The organism is Alteromonas marina, assembly GCF_000808575.1.
GTDB classification, from domain to species: Bacteria; Pseudomonadota; Gammaproteobacteria; order Enterobacterales; family Alteromonadaceae; genus Alteromonas; species Alteromonas marina_A.
This window is the reverse complement of the sequence record NZ_JWLW01000019.1, coordinates 65,271-81,226: the sequence shown is the minus strand read 5'-3', so window position 1 is coordinate 81,226 and position 15,956 is coordinate 65,271. Positions and strand designations below refer to the sequence as shown.

The following is a 15,956-nucleotide window of genomic DNA, read 5'->3' as shown; positions in this document are numbered from 1 at the left end:
TCGCTTCACAACGCTAAACCACGGTTTAACATTGTGCACATTGTATTTTCTTGTTCCCTTCGCAGGTATTAGCCTGATCAGGTTCTACGGATCCCACTTTCGCGGTCTCAGCTTACTGGGTTACCAGTGAAGCACTCCGACAAGTTGTTTAAGTCAATTCGGGTTGTGGTTGAAACAACCCGAATTGAGAATTCCTTTTTACTATATCTTCAATTTTACGGGTAATACAAGTACTACCAGAAAGCTAAATGAATATTCATCTAGCTGGCTAGCTGCTGACCTTCCTTGTAAAGCTGAAGTGCAGTGGCTGTGTCGTGCTTGCGTTCGCTAATTGCAGACAGCAGCAATAAGTCTTCTTTGCGCGACTTCATTTTAGTGGCTTTAAGCAGGGCTTTTTCTGCCAACACATCATCGCCGGAATTGAACGCAACTTGGCCTAGTGTGGAATATAGCGACACGTTTTCTTCGTCTTGCTTTATCCAGCTTTCAAGCAGTCGTAGTGATGGCGATGCATCAGGAATATTAAGCTGCGTGAACAGCGGAAACAGGGCGCTATTCGGGCCACGTTTTTGCCATTCAACTAGCAAATTCTGTGCGTCGGCATGCATACCTTGGTCAAGCAACTGTTGAATGTAGGCCGCGCGGTAAGCATCGTCGTGACGAAGCTTACGAGGTAGGGTTTCCCAATACGATTTAAGCTCGACAGCGCCTTGTTTGCTGGCAATTTCGGCAAACTTACCTTTGGCGATGCGCTGGCTCCATGTAGTGTAGTCTGCTTTGGGCAGTGCTTTACGCCAGCCTGACAAATTCTCCTGAAGTACTTGCCACTTACCTAACTTGGCAAGAATTTGCGCTTTCAACTGCACAACCTGCTTGTTCTCGCGCTCTTGCTCGTCAAGCTCGTTAAGTTTCTCTAGTGCCGCATCGTATTTTTCTTCAACCATATCAATACGCGCGTGCATGACCATTGCGGCTACTTTTGCTTTTGGAAAATCAGTTGCCTGAACAAGGAAATAACGGGCTTTGGCTAAATCGTTATTGGCAAAAGCAATTTGCGCTGACGCCAAATAGTTAACGCCTTCGAAATCGCCGTTGGTGGTTTTGCCTAAGGCTTTTTGCGCCGTATCAAAATCACCTGCAGCCATTGCGTGTAAGCCGTCGTAAAACGCACGCTTACGTTTGCGCTTACCCAAAGTGCCGAACCATTTATGTGAACCTGTGATCAAGCTTAACGCCCACAATACAAGTCGAGATAGTACGTACCAGGCAATGACGGCACCTATCACTAAAATACAAAAGCTGATCACCGTCATTTCAACAGCGGAGTTACCTAGTGATATCAGTACGTAGCCCTTATCGCCTAGCAACATCGGGCCAACAATGAGTGCAACAACGAATGCGGCTAATACCGCAAGGGCAATAGCTAACCATTTCATAGTGCACTTGCTCCTTGTCCGAACACCTGTTTAACGCGGCTATCCAATAGACGCTCTAGCGGTTTTTGTGACGCTAGCTCTGTAGGTATTGGGCGCGATACATCGGTAGCAATGAGGTTTTGTAGTGCATCTACAAAACCCGTTACCTGGCTTTTTTCTGTGTCGAACTTTTCAATAATTAACGTTTGAGCATATTGAAGTGATTGGCTGTAAAGGCCAGCATCACCTTGAAGCGCCGCGGTTTGCGCGTGCATAAGCTGCAGGCGAAGCTGCTCTTTCGCTAGAAACTGTGCTTCTAATGAAAGCACGGGCTCTACAGGACCCTCAATGGTTTTAACCGTAAGAAAGTCGTTAACCAATGAGCGCCATACTTTTGCTAAGTTTTCCTGCCAGTCGTCAGCCGACTCTGACAAGGTCGTGTCTTCTGCATTGGCGTCTTCAGGCTTCTCGAAAGTATCAAGGGGAAGCCTATCAATTTGCGCAATCATGCCGGTAAGGGCCAGCGCTACTGAGCTTTGCGACACAGGGTTTAGCTGTTGAAGGGTTTGAATATCTTCAGCTAGTGTAGCGCGAACGGGCAGCACCGATGGGTCGGCCAACGACTTTAAGCGTTTATCCGCATTAACTAGCAGTAAAATTGCTGTGCGAACATCGTTTTCCAGCCAAAGTTTTCTACCCGCCATGCGTACCAAGTAATCAGCTTCAGCAATTAACCAGTCGGCAGGGCGGCGACCTTCCATATTGTTTAACTGTTGAAGCGTAGATTCTGCTTGAAGGCTAAGCTTTTCATTTTGTGTTTTAAGCTCGGATACCGTGCTTTGCAGTGCTTTGTTCGTTCGCGACATTGCTTCTAGCGACGCTAAAATGTCAGCACGCTCGCGCTCAATACTGTTTAACTTTGCGGTGTTGCTTTGCTGTGCGTTGGCGGAATCTGCGCTGGCCGATTGCTGCTGCATATAATACCAGTAACCTGCGCCAGCCATACCTAACACGGCCAAGAATAAGATGATTACGACGAACCACAACAGACCATTGCCTGATGATTTCTTTTGCTTAGCGCCAGATTCAGTCGATTCGCTCTGCGTGGCAGAAGACTCAATTACTTCTTTTTCAGCATCCACTTTTACGAGTTCCTCTTTTTGTGGGCTATTTTCATTATTGTTGGCCATTCAATACTCCCAGTTATCCTTTACCCAGGCGATGAGTGCCTGGTCGGTGGCTCGCTGACAAACCGCTACTTCCTTAACGCCTTTGCTGTTAAGGGTTAGGGCGATGCGATCACTCACTGTTAACCATTTAAAGGTTAATAGCGCATGACCAAATTGTTCTATCAGTTGCAGTGCCATTGCTTCGCTTGTAGCGATAATGCCGCTAACTTCGCCCATTTTCCACCGTTTTGTGTAAATTGGGCGTACAAGTTGCTCCCTTTTATAAACGCAAAAGCTATTTACTAAAGTACCTTTTTCGTCTAATCCTTTTGCGATGGCGTCTCGCCCACCTTCACCTTTAATAATAACGACATGCTGACAGTTTGCCTCATTAAGCTGATGCATTGCCAGTATACCTTCGGACGTATGGTTCTTTGGTGTGACTATTTGCACGGATGGCAGAGCTTCAAGTCCGGCTTGTAATTTTCTTGCGGTGGCATCGCCAACGGCAACAATAAGAGGCAAGGGAGAGGCTGATTCGCGCAGCCCTGAAATAACAGGCTCAACGGCGTATACGCTGGTAACGATAATTGCGTTTACACTATTGGACGCTAAATAGTCTGCAGCGGCTTTTTGTTCTGAAGAGATTTTAATAATGTCAGAAGTGGCTACCCCTACCGCATTAATGCCTGCTTGTTCGAAAGCCGAAGCACTCGCTTTCAACTTTGGCAGTGGACGCGTAAAAAGAAGCATTTGATCCAACTCTCATCCTTTTAAGTTTGCTGCGCATTTCTATGGGCATAGAAATGCGCGCTTCTATTAAATATAACTTAGTTATAAAGTGCTTTAAGGATTTCCCCAGCACCTTGCGCTAAAAGCGCTTCAGCCACTTCAATGCCTATATCCGTCGCTTTTTCGCGTGACGCTGTAGCTGACGCAAACAACAGTTCAGAGCCATCTGGTTTGCCAACCATACCAGTTAAGGTTAGTACGTCGCCATCAAGTGTGGCAAAGCTACCAATAGGTACTTGGCAGCCGCCTTCCAATCTCTCGTTCATGGCGCGTTCTGCAGTAACGCGTGTATTGGTGTCTGTATGGTTCAGCGCCTGTAGCAATTTAATAAGCTCTTCATCTTCGTTACGGCACTCAATACCTACGGCACCTTGTCCAACGGCGGGTAGTGAAATATCAGCAGGTAACGGCATGCGAATACGAGATTCCATTTCAAGGCGAATAAGGCCAGCAGAAGCTAAGATAATAGCGTCGTACTCACCTGCGTCTAGCTTGGCTAGGCGAGTATTCACGTTTCCGCGCAGGTCCTTGATGATAAGGTCAGGGCGATACTTGCGAATTTGGCACTGCCTGCGAAGGCTAGACGTACCTACCACTGCGCCCTGGGGTAGGTCATCTAAACTGTCGTGGTTATTTGAAACAAAAGCGTCGAACGGGTTTTCTCGCTCACAAATAGCGTGAAGGCCAAAACCTTCAGGAAATTCAACGGGTACGTCTTTCATAGAGTGCACGGCAATATCGGCACGGCCTTCAAGCATGGCAATTTCAAGCTCTTTTATGAAAAGTCCTTTACCACCAATTTTCGCCAGAGGTGTATCTAAAATTTTGTCGCCCTGCGTGCTCATAGGCACAAGCTCAACGGTCATTGACGGATAATGCTCCAACAATTTTGCCTTCACATACTCTGCTTGCCAAAGCGCTAAAGCACTTTTTCTAGTAGCAATTCGAACGGTGCGGGTAGTGTTGAGGTGACTCATGGCTATTCCAAACTATATAAAAAGAAACTAAAACGAAGTATCACATAACGTCATACGATATACCCCGTAGTATACGCATTTTCTGTATTAATGTTTGAAATTAGGCGCAGTTTTCTCCTTGGTTATTATTGAACATTCAGTCTATGCTGAAAGGAATAATGGTTAATTAGTTTTAAATGCGGAGATAAGTCTTTTTATGGACAGTTCGTCGTTGCGTCAATTACTTAGAAGTGCTCAACAAGATGAAGCGGAAGCAAAACGAAGGCGCTTAACGCTATATTTCATATCCTATGTTGGTGGCACCATTATGGCGTTTATGGCGTGGATCAACATGGGCACAAACAACCCATTGCTCGTAGGAACGCTGGCGGGGTCAGCTGCTTTTGTGTACGCCAATGTGGCGTTATCCCATATGTTCCCTCGCGTTGATGTCTTCTTTTATCTTGCAGGCTTAGTGGTAGCATTTACCATAAACGGCTTGGTTTACACCGGCGGCCTCAATAACACCGGGCTTTATTTTATCTTTCCCCTGCTTTTTATTCAGATAATTGTTGTGCGTTTTAAGCCCGCGATGGTTTACGTGGCAGTAACTCTGGGTATCACTATTTTTATGCTCTACAATCAAGAAAAAATAGTAGCAGAGTACCCAGCAGAACATGTTTCCCGTTTCCTAATCGCCACGTTCAGTTTCATTTGCGTCGCCTTTATAGGTGAAAATTTCTGGCATCAAAGCAGAAAAGAAATGCTGCGTGAAAATTTAGAGCGCATGCGTCAGGCTAATACCGATCCACTTACAAAACTTCCCAACCGGCGGTTTCTTGAAGCTGTTTTTTTTGAACGCGCAATGCAAGATCCCGGTGCTCATTTCCCTTTAAGTGCGGTGGTGGTAGATATTGACCATTTCAAAACAATCAACGATACCTATGGCCACGATATAGGTGACGAAGTGCTTATACACATCACTCGCCTAATGAAAGAAGCAGTAAGAACTACTGACGTGGTGGCAAGAACCGGTGGTGAAGAGTTTTTGGTCCTATTCCCTCATGCGACGTTGAGCCAAGCGGTAAAATTAGCGGAAAAAATAAGGAAGGTGGTTGAAGCTAATCCGTTTGTAGAGGGTGATGTGAATCACTCGATAACCGCAAGCTTTGGTGTAGCCACAGCGCTTACTGATACAAACTTGCACGCTTGTTTGAAGCAGGCCGATGACAACCTTTACAAAGCTAAAAATGCGGGGCGCAACAGAGTCGTCGAATAGTTTTGGAATAAACGTGAAATAAAGAAGAGACGGAAGGCGCGACTTTGCAATCGATAGACGTGTAGCCACTTACGCTAAGAAATAGCTGGCTAATGTTGCTTCACCAGCTCTTTCTTTTGTTTAAATACTAGGGCCTGTTGATGTTTGTTATGCGAATGTAATTTGCAGCAAGAGCCAACAGGCTTTTAAGGCATTACCCTAGAACTTTTTGAAGCCACGCACTAATGTCGTTAAGCTCTTGTATACAAACATTGTGCTGCATGGTGTAAGTCTGCCACGTGGCATTAAAGCCACTTTCGCTCAGCGTTTTAAAAGCAGCATTGCCCATAAATACCGGCACCACTTCGTCTTGCTCACCATGTGCCATCATAATTGGCGTTTCGCGGTTTGTGTCTTTTGCTTCGCTTCCAAGAAGCGATGGCTCGCACATATAAGTTGATAGCGCGATAACGCCAGCAAGCTTGCGGGCATATCTTGGGGCTAGATGAAGGGCAATAACACCGCCTTGAGAGAACCCAGCAAGTACTATACGTTCACTAGGAATACCACTTTCAATTTGGGCCTCAATAAGCGCTTCTACCTGAGCAGCCGACTCTTTTACACCTTCTAAGTCCGCACGGCTTTCAAAATCTAACGATTTGATATCGTACCAAGCGCGCATTCTCATGCCGCCATTGATAGTCACAGGGCGTTCTGGAGCGTGAGGAAAGAGAAATTTAACCGCCATTGATTCGGGCAGTTTTAGCTCGGGCACAATAGGCGCAAAACCATGGCCCGAATCTCCAAGACCGTGAAGCCAGATAACGCAGGCATCAGGCGTAGTGGATGGGTTTATCTCTACGCACGGCAGAAGTTGCTGAGTCATTCTTTATTTCCTAGTTTTGTTGTTGCTTTATCACCAATGGTTATCCTTTCTCACAGGTAATCTCTGTCTTTCCCAAGAATGGTGGGGTCAGAGTCATGACTCTGACCCCACCATTCTTGGAAACTTATTATTGTTGTTCGGTTTGTTCGCGCCGGCTACTATTTAAATGGTTAAACCATCAATGGATAAACCAAATAATCGCAGTTACAGCGTTATGGCTTCATATGCTATCATTGCCACTTGAAATCACCACATTTTGATAGAATTTTAATACCCTATGGCTTCATTACTCGGCAATTTATTTATTCTTGCTGCTCCTTCAGGGGCAGGAAAATCTAGCCTAATCAAGGCGCTAATGGAAAAGTATGAAGGAAACACGGCTACACCTATGCAGGTGTCTGTGTCTCATACCACACGTCAACCGCGTCCGGGTGAAGTCGACGGTGTGCACTACCATTTTGTGAGCCGAGAACAGTTTGAAGCACTTATCGAACAGGGTGTATTTTTTGAGTATGCAGAAGTGTTCGGTAATTATTACGGCACATCCCGTGTGACTATCGAGCAAACATTACATCGCGGTATTGATGTATTTTTAGATATTGACTGGCAGGGCGCGCGTCAAGTCAAAAAGCTGATGCCAGACACATGTGGTATTTTCATTCTTCCACCGTCGCTAGATGTACTAGAGCAGCGCCTAAATAACCGTGGTCAAGACAGTGAAGAAGTGATTGCTGGGCGCATGGCACAAGCTGTGGCGGAAATGTCTCATTTCAATGAGTTCGATAGCGTGATCGTTAACGATGACTTTGCAACAGCGTTAAACGACTTAGAAGCCATTGTAACAGCGCAGCGCCTTCGCACGGTAAAACAGCAAATGCGTCATCAAGTGTTAATGGACGAATTGCTCGGTAGCGCGTAAGCTTAACGACATTATGGGTGTTTTGTTTTAACATCAGGCGATCGCTGGCCAATCTGCACGATCTTACTGCTTCAATTTCAAACAAAATACTAGGATCGCGCCACGTATCTGTGTATACTACGCGGCCGTTTTTTGAATAACTTGCTCAACCTAATTTTCGGAGAAATACATGGCTCGCGTAACTGTAGAAGATGCCGTAGATAAAATTGGTAACCGCTTTGACCTAGTGCTTGTTGCTGCACGCCGTGCACGTCAAATTGCCACTGAAGGCAAAGATCCTATGGTTGACGTTCAAAACGACAAGCCAACTGTTACAGCACTTCGTGAAATTGAAGAAGGTTTTGTAACTGCTGCAACGCTTGAACAAGCAGAACTTCAAGCTCAAGAACAGCAAGAACACGCTGAATTTGCATCAGTGGCAAATATCCTATCTGACCAATAAGACCTATTTTTAACGGTTTGATCTGTATTTTAGCGCCAGTGCTTTGAAAAAAGCGCTGGCGCTTTTCTTTTGGTGTATTGGCTTATTGCGCATTTAAACGTATTCTTAGGGTTGTAACGTTAGATAAGGGTCACGCTTCACTGTGTATTTGTTTGAAGGTTTAAAGCAGAAAGTTTTAGAGTATTTGCCAGCTGAACGCGTACAGCAGGTTCAGGAATCTTTTGTGCTAGCCCAAGAAGCGCACGATGGACAAATGCGCTCAAGTGGCGACCCGTACATCACTCACCCTGTAGCCGTTGCCGGTATACTGGCCGATATGCACCTTGATCACGAAACGATCATGGCGGCACTTCTTCACGACGTTATTGAAGATACCCATTACAGCAAAGAAGATTTAGCTGAAGCGTTTGGTGATACCGTTGCCGAACTGGTTGAAGGTGTGAGTAAGCTAGATAAACTTGCTTTTAGTACCAAGCAAGAAGCGCAGGCGGAAAACTTCCGCAAAATGATGATGGCCATGGTGCAAGACATCAGGGTTATTCTTATCAAGCTTGCCGACCGCACTCACAATATGCGCACGCTAGGCTCTTTACGTCCAGATAAGCGCCGTCGGATAGCTTTAGAAACACTCGAAATCTATGCGCCAATTGCCCACCGTTTGGGTATTCACGATATTAAAAATGAGCTTGAAGATTTAGGCTTTCAGGCCATGTATCCGATGCGCCATCGCGCATTGAAATCTGCTGTGCGTCAGGCCCGAGGCAACCGTAAAGAAATCATTGAAAACATTCGTGAAGAGCTCAATACGCGTCTTGATGCCTACGAGATTGAATCTGATGTGTTAGGCCGCGAGAAGCACCTGTATTCCATTTACCGTAAAATGAAAAATAAAGAACTGATGTTCAACGAGGTAATGGATATTTATGCGTTTCGTATAGTGGTTAAATCAGTAGATAACTGTTATCGCGCACTTGGTGCAATGCATGGCTTGTACAAGCCAATTGAAAACCGTTTTAAAGACTATATCGCTATTCCGCGCACCAACGGCTATCAGTCGTTACACACGTCATTAATTGGCCCGCACGGCATTCCTGTGGAAATTCAAATTCGAACCCAGGAAATGGACCAAATGGCAGATAAAGGGGTAGCGGCCCACTGGCTTTACAAAGAGCCAGGCGATAATGGCACCACGGCTCAGCTTCGCGCACGCAAGTGGATGCAAAGCTTACTTGAACTTCAGCAGTCAGCTAGTTCATCGTTTGAATTCATCGAATCGGTAAAAACCGATCTGTTCCCTGATGAAATTTACGTATTTACACCAGACGGACGTATTATCGAGTTGCCAATGGGCGCAACCGCCGTTGACTTCGCTTATGCCGTGCATTCTGATGTGGGCAATACCTGTGTAGGTGTGCGCGTAGAGCGCAGAAACTTTAGCTTAAGCAAGCCCCTTGAAAACGGTCAAACCGTGGAAATTATTACCTCGCCTAAAGCGAAGCCCAATGCGAATTGGCTGAACTTTGTGGTGAGCGCGCGCGCGCGAACCCGCATTCGTCAGTATTTGCGTAAACAGCATTCTCAAGAAGCGGTGAACATGGGGAATCGTCTACTTCGTCATGCATTAGGTACTGTGAAGTTAGATGATATTCCTAATGCAGATATTGAGCGTGTAGTGGCAGAAACCAAGCACGCTAATTTTGACGACCTATTGGTAGATATCGGCCTAGGTAACGAACTAAGTGCTATCGTGGCTCGCCGTTTATTAGGCGAGAGCACAACGGATCTGTCTGACAAAAAAGGCAATGTGGCCATTCGTGGTACGGAAGGCCTGCTTGTTCACTATTCTCGATGCTGCCACCCTATACCTGACGATGAGATTGTTGCGGTGTTAAGCCCAGGTCGCGGTATGACCATTCACCAAACTGGCTGTAACAATATTCGCAAGCTTACCCGTGAAGAGCCACAGCGCGTGCTGCCTATGCAATGGGACGACAATCCGCAGGGTGAATTCAAAGCGTCTCTGCGTATAGAACTGTTCAACCATCAGGGCACACTGGCAACTTTAACGAACACTATTTCAGGGTGCGATTCCAATATCATTGGCCTGCAAACTGAAGAGAAAGAGAGTAATATCTACTTTATCGACCTAGAACTTACTACGCACAACCGTGTGCACTTGGCTCGCGTGATGAAGAAAATACGCACCATGCCAGAAGTTCAGAAAGTGTCTCGTCATAGTCAATCACGACACTAATTACTACACTATTTAGGAACTACTATGTCTAAGTCTATTATTCAGACCGATAAGGCACCTGCTGCTATTGGTACTTACAGCCAAGCGGTTAAAGCAGGTACTACCGTTTATCTTTCAGGTCAAATTCCTTTGGTTGCTGAAACCATGGAAATGGTTTCTGACGACTTTGAAGCTCAAGCGGTACAAGTTTTTGAAAACATTAAAGCGGTGTGTGACGCTGCTGGCGGCACCACGAACGACTTGGTGAAGGTGAACATCTTCCTTATCGACTTAGGTCACTTTGCAACGGTTAATGAAATTATGAGCCGTTATTTCACTAAGCCTTATCCTGCGCGTGCTGCCGTTCAGGTGTCTGCATTGCCTAAAGGTGCACAAATTGAAATTGATGGTGTAATGGAACTGCCGGAGTAAGCCATGTCACCTGAGCGTTATCAGCGCATAAGACAAGTGCTGGAAAGGAGGCAAACCGACCTTACGGTTTGCCTTGAAAATGTACATAAGCCGCATAACGTATCTGCAGTAGTGAGAACCTGTGATGCCGTTGGCATTCATCGCGTTCACACCGTATGGGAAAAGAAATACCAGTTTCGTCGTGGTACGGCAATGGGCAGCCAGCAGTGGGTGCGCCAAACCAACCACGATAATATCAACGACGCGATGGCTGAACTAAAAGGTCAAGGCATGCAGGTGCTGGTAACCCACTTATCCGATACCGCTGTCGATTTTCGTGATATTGATTACACCAAGCCAACGGCTATTTTGTTTGGACAAGAGAAGTACGGGGCAACCGACGAAGCCAAAGCAATGGCCGATCACGACATCGTTATTCCGATGATGGGTATGGTGCAGTCGCTCAATGTATCAGTAGCTGCAGCGTTAGTTTTATACGAAGCTCAGCGCCAGCGTACAATTGCCGGTATGTATAACACTCAGCAACTACCAGAAGAAGAGTGCCAGGCACTGGCCTTTCAAAATGGGTACCCTCGTCTGTATAAGCTTTGCCAGCGCAAAGGTTTGCCATTGCCGGCTATTAATACATTAGGCGAAGTAGATGCCGACGATAGCTGGTGGAAAGAAATGCAAATCACTAAAGCGGAAGCAAACGCGCTAGAGGCCGACTAGGGCCTAACCTATTTGTTGCACTTTTAGTTTTGCTCTTACGTGTATAGGGGCCAGCGTAAAAAACTGGCCTAAAGCGTACTCGCCAACCCCTCAACAATCCTTTACACTTCTTTTCCTATAACACGTTGAATAACACCAGCTTGTGCCAATTCAAAGGTTAAATAGTTAATGTTTCAAAAGAAGGATGTCGCTTGATGCAAGCACTGGCCACTACACCCATTACTGCGCTTAAAGGCGTAGGCGCAAAGGTGGCAGAAAAGCTCAATAAAATAGGCTTATTTACCCTTCAAGATATTCTATTTCATCTCCCTCATCGCTACGAAGACAGAACCCGGATTTACAGCGTGGCAGAGTGCCGCCCATTTACCCATGTAAGTGTGCAGGGCGAGGTAATGAGCGCCGACATTCAATATGGCAAGAAGCGCATGCTGGTGGTCAAGCTTAGCGACGGTACGGGTACCATAACCTTACGCTTTTTCCACTTTGGTGCGGTGCAGCGTTCAATCATGACACCAGGCAACACGGTGCGCTGTTTTGGAGAAGTGCGTACTGGCAAGTGGGGCATTGAGATGATGCACCCAGAGTTTAAGCTTGTGGATGAAGACGCGCCGCCCACTGAAGAATCACTTACGCCGGTTTATCCCACTACCGATGGTGTAAAACAGCTAACTCTTCGCAATTTGACTGACCAAGCTTTAAAGCTTTTGGATAAAGGGGCGCTGGCCGATTTGCTGCCCGACGGTATTTACGATGACCAAATTAGCCTTAACGAGGCCCTTCATTTGGTGCACCGCCCGCCACCCGATGTAGACGTACACGAAATGGAAGAAGGGCTGCACCCTGCTCAGTATCGGTTAATATTGGAAGAGCTACTGTCTCACCATCTAAGTGTGCTTAAAGTGCGCAAGCTATCTGACGCGCAGCCAGGTATTCCTATTGAGGTGAATCAGCCGCTTATCGATAAAATGCTCGCTCAGTTGCCGTTCTCACCAACGGGTGCGCAGGCTAGAGTGGTACAAGATATTCAAAAAGATATGCAGCACCCACGGCCCATGATGCGCCTTGTACAAGGGGACGTAGGGTCGGGCAAAACCTTAGTTGCGGCACTGGCCGCGCTTTCTGCCATTGGTGCAGGGCATCAGGTAGCGTTAATGGCACCTACTGAGCTGTTGGCTGAACAACATGCCAATAACTTTCGTGGCTGGCTAGAACCTTTAGGTATTGAAGTAGGTTGGCTTGCTGGAAAGCTGAAAGGTAAAGCCCGCAATGAAGTATTAGCGCGCTTAGAAGCAGGTGACATTCAAATGTTGGTGGGTACTCACGCCATCTTTCAGGAAAGCGTAAACTACCAGCAGCTAGCGCTGGTTATTGTGGATGAACAACACCGCTTTGGTGTACATCAGCGTTTGGCCCTGCGCGATAAAGGCGAACAGCAAGGTCGCTACCCTCATCAGCTAATTATGACGGCAACGCCTATTCCAAGAACGTTGGCAATGACAGCCTATGCCGATTTAGACACCTCAATAATTGATGAACTACCCCCTGGCAGAACGCCGGTACAAACCGTTGTGCTTCCTGATACACGCCGCGCGGACGTGATAGAGCGTGTGCGTCAGGCTTGTAAAGAAAACGGTCGGCAAGCTTACTGGGTGTGTACGCTTATTGACGAGTCGGAAGTGCTGGAATGTCAGGCAGCAGAAGATGCTGCGGTTACCCTTAGTACTGCGCTGCCAGACTTACACGTTGGCTTGGTACACGGGCGTTTAAAACCTGCTGAAAAAGCGCAGGTTATGGCTGACTTTAAAGACGGAAAATTAGATCTATTAGTAGCCACTACCGTTATTGAGGTAGGCGTCGATGTGCCAAACGCCAGTATCATGATCATTGAAAACCCTGAACGACTGGGTTTAGCACAGCTACATCAGCTTAGAGGCCGAGTAGGGCGTGGTGCGGTAGAAAGTCAGTGTGTACTTATGTACCAGAGCCCACTATCGAAAACCGCTACTCAGCGCCTTGGCGTATTGCGTGAGTCCAACGACGGCTTTTATATTGCACAGCGGGATTTGGAAATTCGCGGGCCGGGTGAATTTATGGGTACTAAGCAAACGGGAATGGCCGAGCTTAAAATAGCAGACCTAGTACGCGACGCCGCTCTTATTCCAAAGGTTCAGGAAATTGCCTATACCCTTTGGGACAAATATCCCTCTCACGCTCAAGCCATCATTAATAGGTGGATAGGTCATAAGGAGCAGTACGGCCATGCTTAATCGTGTGCCCTTAATTATTTGTGATGACGCCAATAGCGATGACGATGCATTAATTAGTGCAATCAGCGAAAAGTGGGGTTTTCCTGTTGTTAGCAGTAGTGAAAAGCCTAGCGAAGGCTTGTATTTGCAGGTACAAAACGGCGTGCTTGGACTTGCTGACGCAGGCGAGAAAAAAGTGAACCCGGTAGAGGTTGATTTTGCATCGCCGGCAAGTTTGTATCGCAAGCAACATGGCGGTGGGCGCAAAGAGCCCATTGTTAAGGCCATTGGTCTTAAAGGCAATGAAGCATGGCACGTAGTGGATGCAACGCCTGGGCTAGGTCGTGATGCTTTTGTGTTGGTAAGCGTTGGCTGCAAGGTCACTATGATAGAGCGCTCGCCCGTGGTTGCGGCCTTACTTGAAGATGGAATTCGCAGATTAGCGCTTAGTTTTCCGGAACTTGCAGCTAAAATGTCGCTTCAACATGGAAATAGTGCTGAGGTAATGCAATACTTCACTGGTGAGAATGTGAACGCTATTTACTTAGACCCCATGTTCCCACACAAAAAGAAGTCAGCCTTGGTGAAAAAGGAAATGCGGCTGTTTCAGCAACTGCTTGGTCATGACCCAGACGCAGATGCGCTGTTACCGCCAGCACTAAAGCTAGCCACGCACCGGGTAGTGGTTAAACGCCCAAACAGTGCAGACGTGCTGGCAGGAGAGAAACCCTCCATGGCAATAGAAAGTAAAAAACATAGATTTGATGTGTATTTGTGTCAAAAACCCTAGGAGAACAACATGATACAAGTTGGTAGCACCTTGCCCGAGGTGGATTTCGGTCTTTTAGTCAATGGAGAAGTGACAAACCCAGGCACTAATGAACTTTTCTCGGACAAGCGCGTTGTGTTGTTTGCAGTACCAGGGGCGTTTACGCCAACCTGTTCACAAGCTCATTTGCCGGGCTATGTGGCGCTTGCAGACAAAATTAAAGCCAAAGGGATAGATAGCATCATTTGCCTGTCTGTTAACGATGCGTTCGTTATGGATGCGTGGGGCAAAGCGAATAACGCTGAAGAAATTATTATGCTTGCTGATGGCAATGGTCATTTCACAAAGCAAATTGGCTTAGATATGAATACTAGCAACTTCGGTGGCTTGCGCTCACTGCGCTACTCTATGCTTGTAGAAGATGGTGAAGTGAAAAAGCTTAACGTTGAAGATCCAGGTCGTTTCGATGTAAGCGATGCCCAAACCATGTTAGATAGCCTTTAATTTCACGAAAGGCGTTGTAAATACTGAAAGCCCGCAACAGAGGTTGCGGGCTTTTTTCGTTTAGTTTTTTGTGAGTATTCATTAATACCGGTTCGCATAGATAGTTATCCGCTCAGCGAAAGTTAAAATGTTGGTAATCGCAGATTGGTATACTTTACATATGCGTATACTTGGTCGTTAATTTCATTAAAATGTAACCAAGCTATGATCTTGCAAATAGCTATTTGCGTTGAATATCAGAGTGTTCAGCAAGGGTTAATGAACTATAACGCATTCTTTTGTGTCAGAAGGCATAAGAAATTAAAGGCTAAGACACTGCGTTACGTAGCATGTAGCATCGTTTAGTTACCTTTACTTGCTTAATGATAATAAGTATCATTTGCGCGAAAAGACAAATGTTTTAGGAATAATTATGACAACAACACTGAAAAAAATGAGTGCTTTGGTACTGGCTTCTGCGGTCACTTTCTCGATGCTATCTTCTCAGGCGCTTGCTAACGGTGCCATTGGCGATCACGTGAACAATCTTCACGCGCACATCGGTGAATACACAGAAGAGGTACATTGGTTAGAAAGCAAATTTGGCAGTGTTGTTGACGCGTATGAAGCAAAAGATAAGTCGCTGAAAACCGATGCGCTTATTGAATATTGGGAAGAAGTCGATTTTCACTCGGCCATTGAAACCCAATACGTGCCCATTTACGCCTCTATCTGGCAGGGCATTTACGGTGTGAAAGTCGCTATCGACGAAGGTAAGCCGGTTGCTGAAGTGCGAGTAGAGCAAGAGAAGCTAAATCATGCCTTGTGGCAGGCGTTAGGCGCAGTTAAACTTGCGTCCCAGTATCAAAAGAAAGGTTTAGTGAACAAGGTTCAAACCACCGAAAAAGAACCTACCACAGGCCCTGAAGTTATCGACGATATTAAAACACGTCTTGATCGTGTTGTTGCTAAGTACGCGGAACAGCTTCACGAAGTAGCAACTACACTCGTTCACGATACTTACCTTCAACGATTTGAAGGTGTGGAAGGTGACTTGATTGCGAAAAACGCAGCTTTGGTTGAAGACTTGGAAAAAGACTTTAACGTAACGCTTCCACAAGCTATCTCAAAAGACACTGGCGTTGATTCAGTTCGTAAGGTCGTAGAGTCTATGCAGGCCAAACTTGACCGCGCTCGCGCACTTTTGGTTGAAGTAGAACAAAGTCGTAAAGACGTATTTTAAGG

General features: G+C 46.3%; 15 protein-coding genes and 1 riboswitch. Of the genes, 10 read left to right on the top strand and 5 right to left on the bottom strand.

The genetic code is table 11. The features are described 5' to 3' along the window. Positions 1-37: 37 nt before the first annotated feature. Positions 38-149, bottom strand: a riboswitch (TPP riboswitch). Positions 150-260: 111 nt separating this feature from the next. From RJ41_RS12155 to hemC, 4 genes are all read right to left on the bottom strand, one after another. Continuing rightward, complete coding sequence (locus RJ41_RS12155) at positions 261-1,436, bottom strand: heme biosynthesis HemY N-terminal domain-containing protein (RefSeq protein WP_039221086.1); 1,176 nt, start codon at positions 1,434-1,436, stop codon at positions 261-263. Beyond that, positions 1,433-2,605: a uroporphyrinogen-III C-methyltransferase gene (locus RJ41_RS12150; protein WP_039221083.1), complete on the bottom strand. Its 1,173-nt coding sequence runs from the start codon at positions 2,603-2,605 to the stop codon at positions 1,433-1,435. Before RJ41_RS12150 ends, RJ41_RS12155 begins: the two co-directional genes overlap by 4 nt. Beyond that, positions 2,606-3,337 (bottom strand): uroporphyrinogen-III synthase, encoded by a 732-nt coding sequence (locus RJ41_RS12145; protein WP_039221146.1) that lies wholly within the window; start codon positions 3,335-3,337, stop codon positions 2,606-2,608. Between the two features lie 77 nt (positions 3,338-3,414). After that, a complete protein-coding gene (hemC, locus tag RJ41_RS12140; RefSeq protein ID WP_039221082.1) occupies positions 3,415-4,353 on the bottom strand; it encodes a hydroxymethylbilane synthase in 939 nt (312 codons plus the stop codon). 196 nt (positions 4,354-4,549) lie between these two features. On the opposite strand from hemC, the gene RJ41_RS12135 reads away from it, so the two are divergent. Further along, complete coding sequence (locus RJ41_RS12135; protein WP_039221079.1) at positions 4,550-5,611, top strand: GGDEF domain-containing protein; 1,062 nt, start codon at positions 4,550-4,552, stop codon at positions 5,609-5,611. A 193-nt stretch (positions 5,612-5,804) separates the two neighbouring features. Here RJ41_RS12135 and RJ41_RS12130 read toward each other — a convergent pair whose 3' ends face one another. After that, positions 5,805-6,476 (bottom strand): alpha/beta hydrolase, encoded by a 672-nt coding sequence (locus RJ41_RS12130; RefSeq protein ID WP_039221076.1) that lies wholly within the window; start codon positions 6,474-6,476, stop codon positions 5,805-5,807. Positions 6,477-6,753: 277 nt separating this feature from the next. Here RJ41_RS12130 and gmk point away from each other — a divergent pair, with 277 nt between their 5' ends. The 9 genes from gmk to RJ41_RS12085 all read left to right on the top strand — a co-directional run bounded on the left by gmk (position 6,754) and on the right by RJ41_RS12085 (position 15,954). Continuing rightward, entirely contained in the window at positions 6,754-7,395 is a 642-nt protein-coding gene (gmk, locus tag RJ41_RS12125) for a guanylate kinase (RefSeq protein ID WP_015065913.1), read from the top strand. A gap of 169 nt (positions 7,396-7,564) precedes the next feature. Further along, positions 7,565-7,837 carry a DNA-directed RNA polymerase subunit omega gene (rpoZ, locus tag RJ41_RS12120; protein ID WP_015065914.1) on the top strand — a complete coding sequence of 91 codons (273 nt, stop codon included), beginning with the start codon at positions 7,565-7,567 and terminating at the stop codon, positions 7,835-7,837. Positions 7,838-7,979: 142 nt separating this feature from the next. After that, positions 7,980-10,091 carry a bifunctional GTP diphosphokinase/guanosine-3',5'-bis pyrophosphate 3'-pyrophosphohydrolase gene (gene spoT, locus RJ41_RS12115; RefSeq protein WP_039221068.1) on the top strand — a complete coding sequence of 704 codons (2,112 nt, stop codon included), beginning with the start codon at positions 7,980-7,982 and terminating at the stop codon, positions 10,089-10,091. Positions 10,092-10,115: 24 nt separating this feature from the next. After that, a complete protein-coding gene (locus tag RJ41_RS12110) occupies positions 10,116-10,502 on the top strand; it encodes a RidA family protein (RefSeq protein WP_014975316.1) in 387 nt (128 codons plus the stop codon). A 3-nt stretch (positions 10,503-10,505) separates the two neighbouring features. After that, the gene (gene trmH / locus RJ41_RS12105; RefSeq protein WP_039221063.1) at positions 10,506-11,213 is read left to right on the top strand and encodes a tRNA (guanosine(18)-2'-O)-methyltransferase TrmH; all 708 of its coding nucleotides are present in this window, start codon (positions 10,506-10,508) and stop codon (positions 11,211-11,213) included. Positions 11,214-11,407: 194 nt separating this feature from the next. Further along, entirely contained in the window at positions 11,408-13,480 is a 2,073-nt protein-coding gene (gene recG / locus RJ41_RS12100; protein ID WP_039221060.1) for an ATP-dependent DNA helicase RecG, read from the top strand. Further along, positions 13,473-14,249, top strand: coding sequence for a class I SAM-dependent methyltransferase (locus tag RJ41_RS12095; protein ID WP_039221056.1), 777 nt, complete (start codon positions 13,473-13,475; stop codon positions 14,247-14,249). The genes recG and RJ41_RS12095 overlap by 8 nt, the downstream gene beginning before the upstream one ends. Positions 14,250-14,258: 9 nt before the next feature. Next, positions 14,259-14,732, top strand: coding sequence for a peroxiredoxin (locus RJ41_RS12090; protein ID WP_039221054.1), 474 nt, complete (start codon positions 14,259-14,261; stop codon positions 14,730-14,732). 412 nt (positions 14,733-15,144) lie between these two features. Continuing rightward, complete coding sequence (locus RJ41_RS12085; RefSeq protein WP_039221051.1) at positions 15,145-15,954, top strand: hypothetical protein; 810 nt, start codon at positions 15,145-15,147, stop codon at positions 15,952-15,954. Positions 15,955-15,956: the final 2 nt, after the last annotated feature.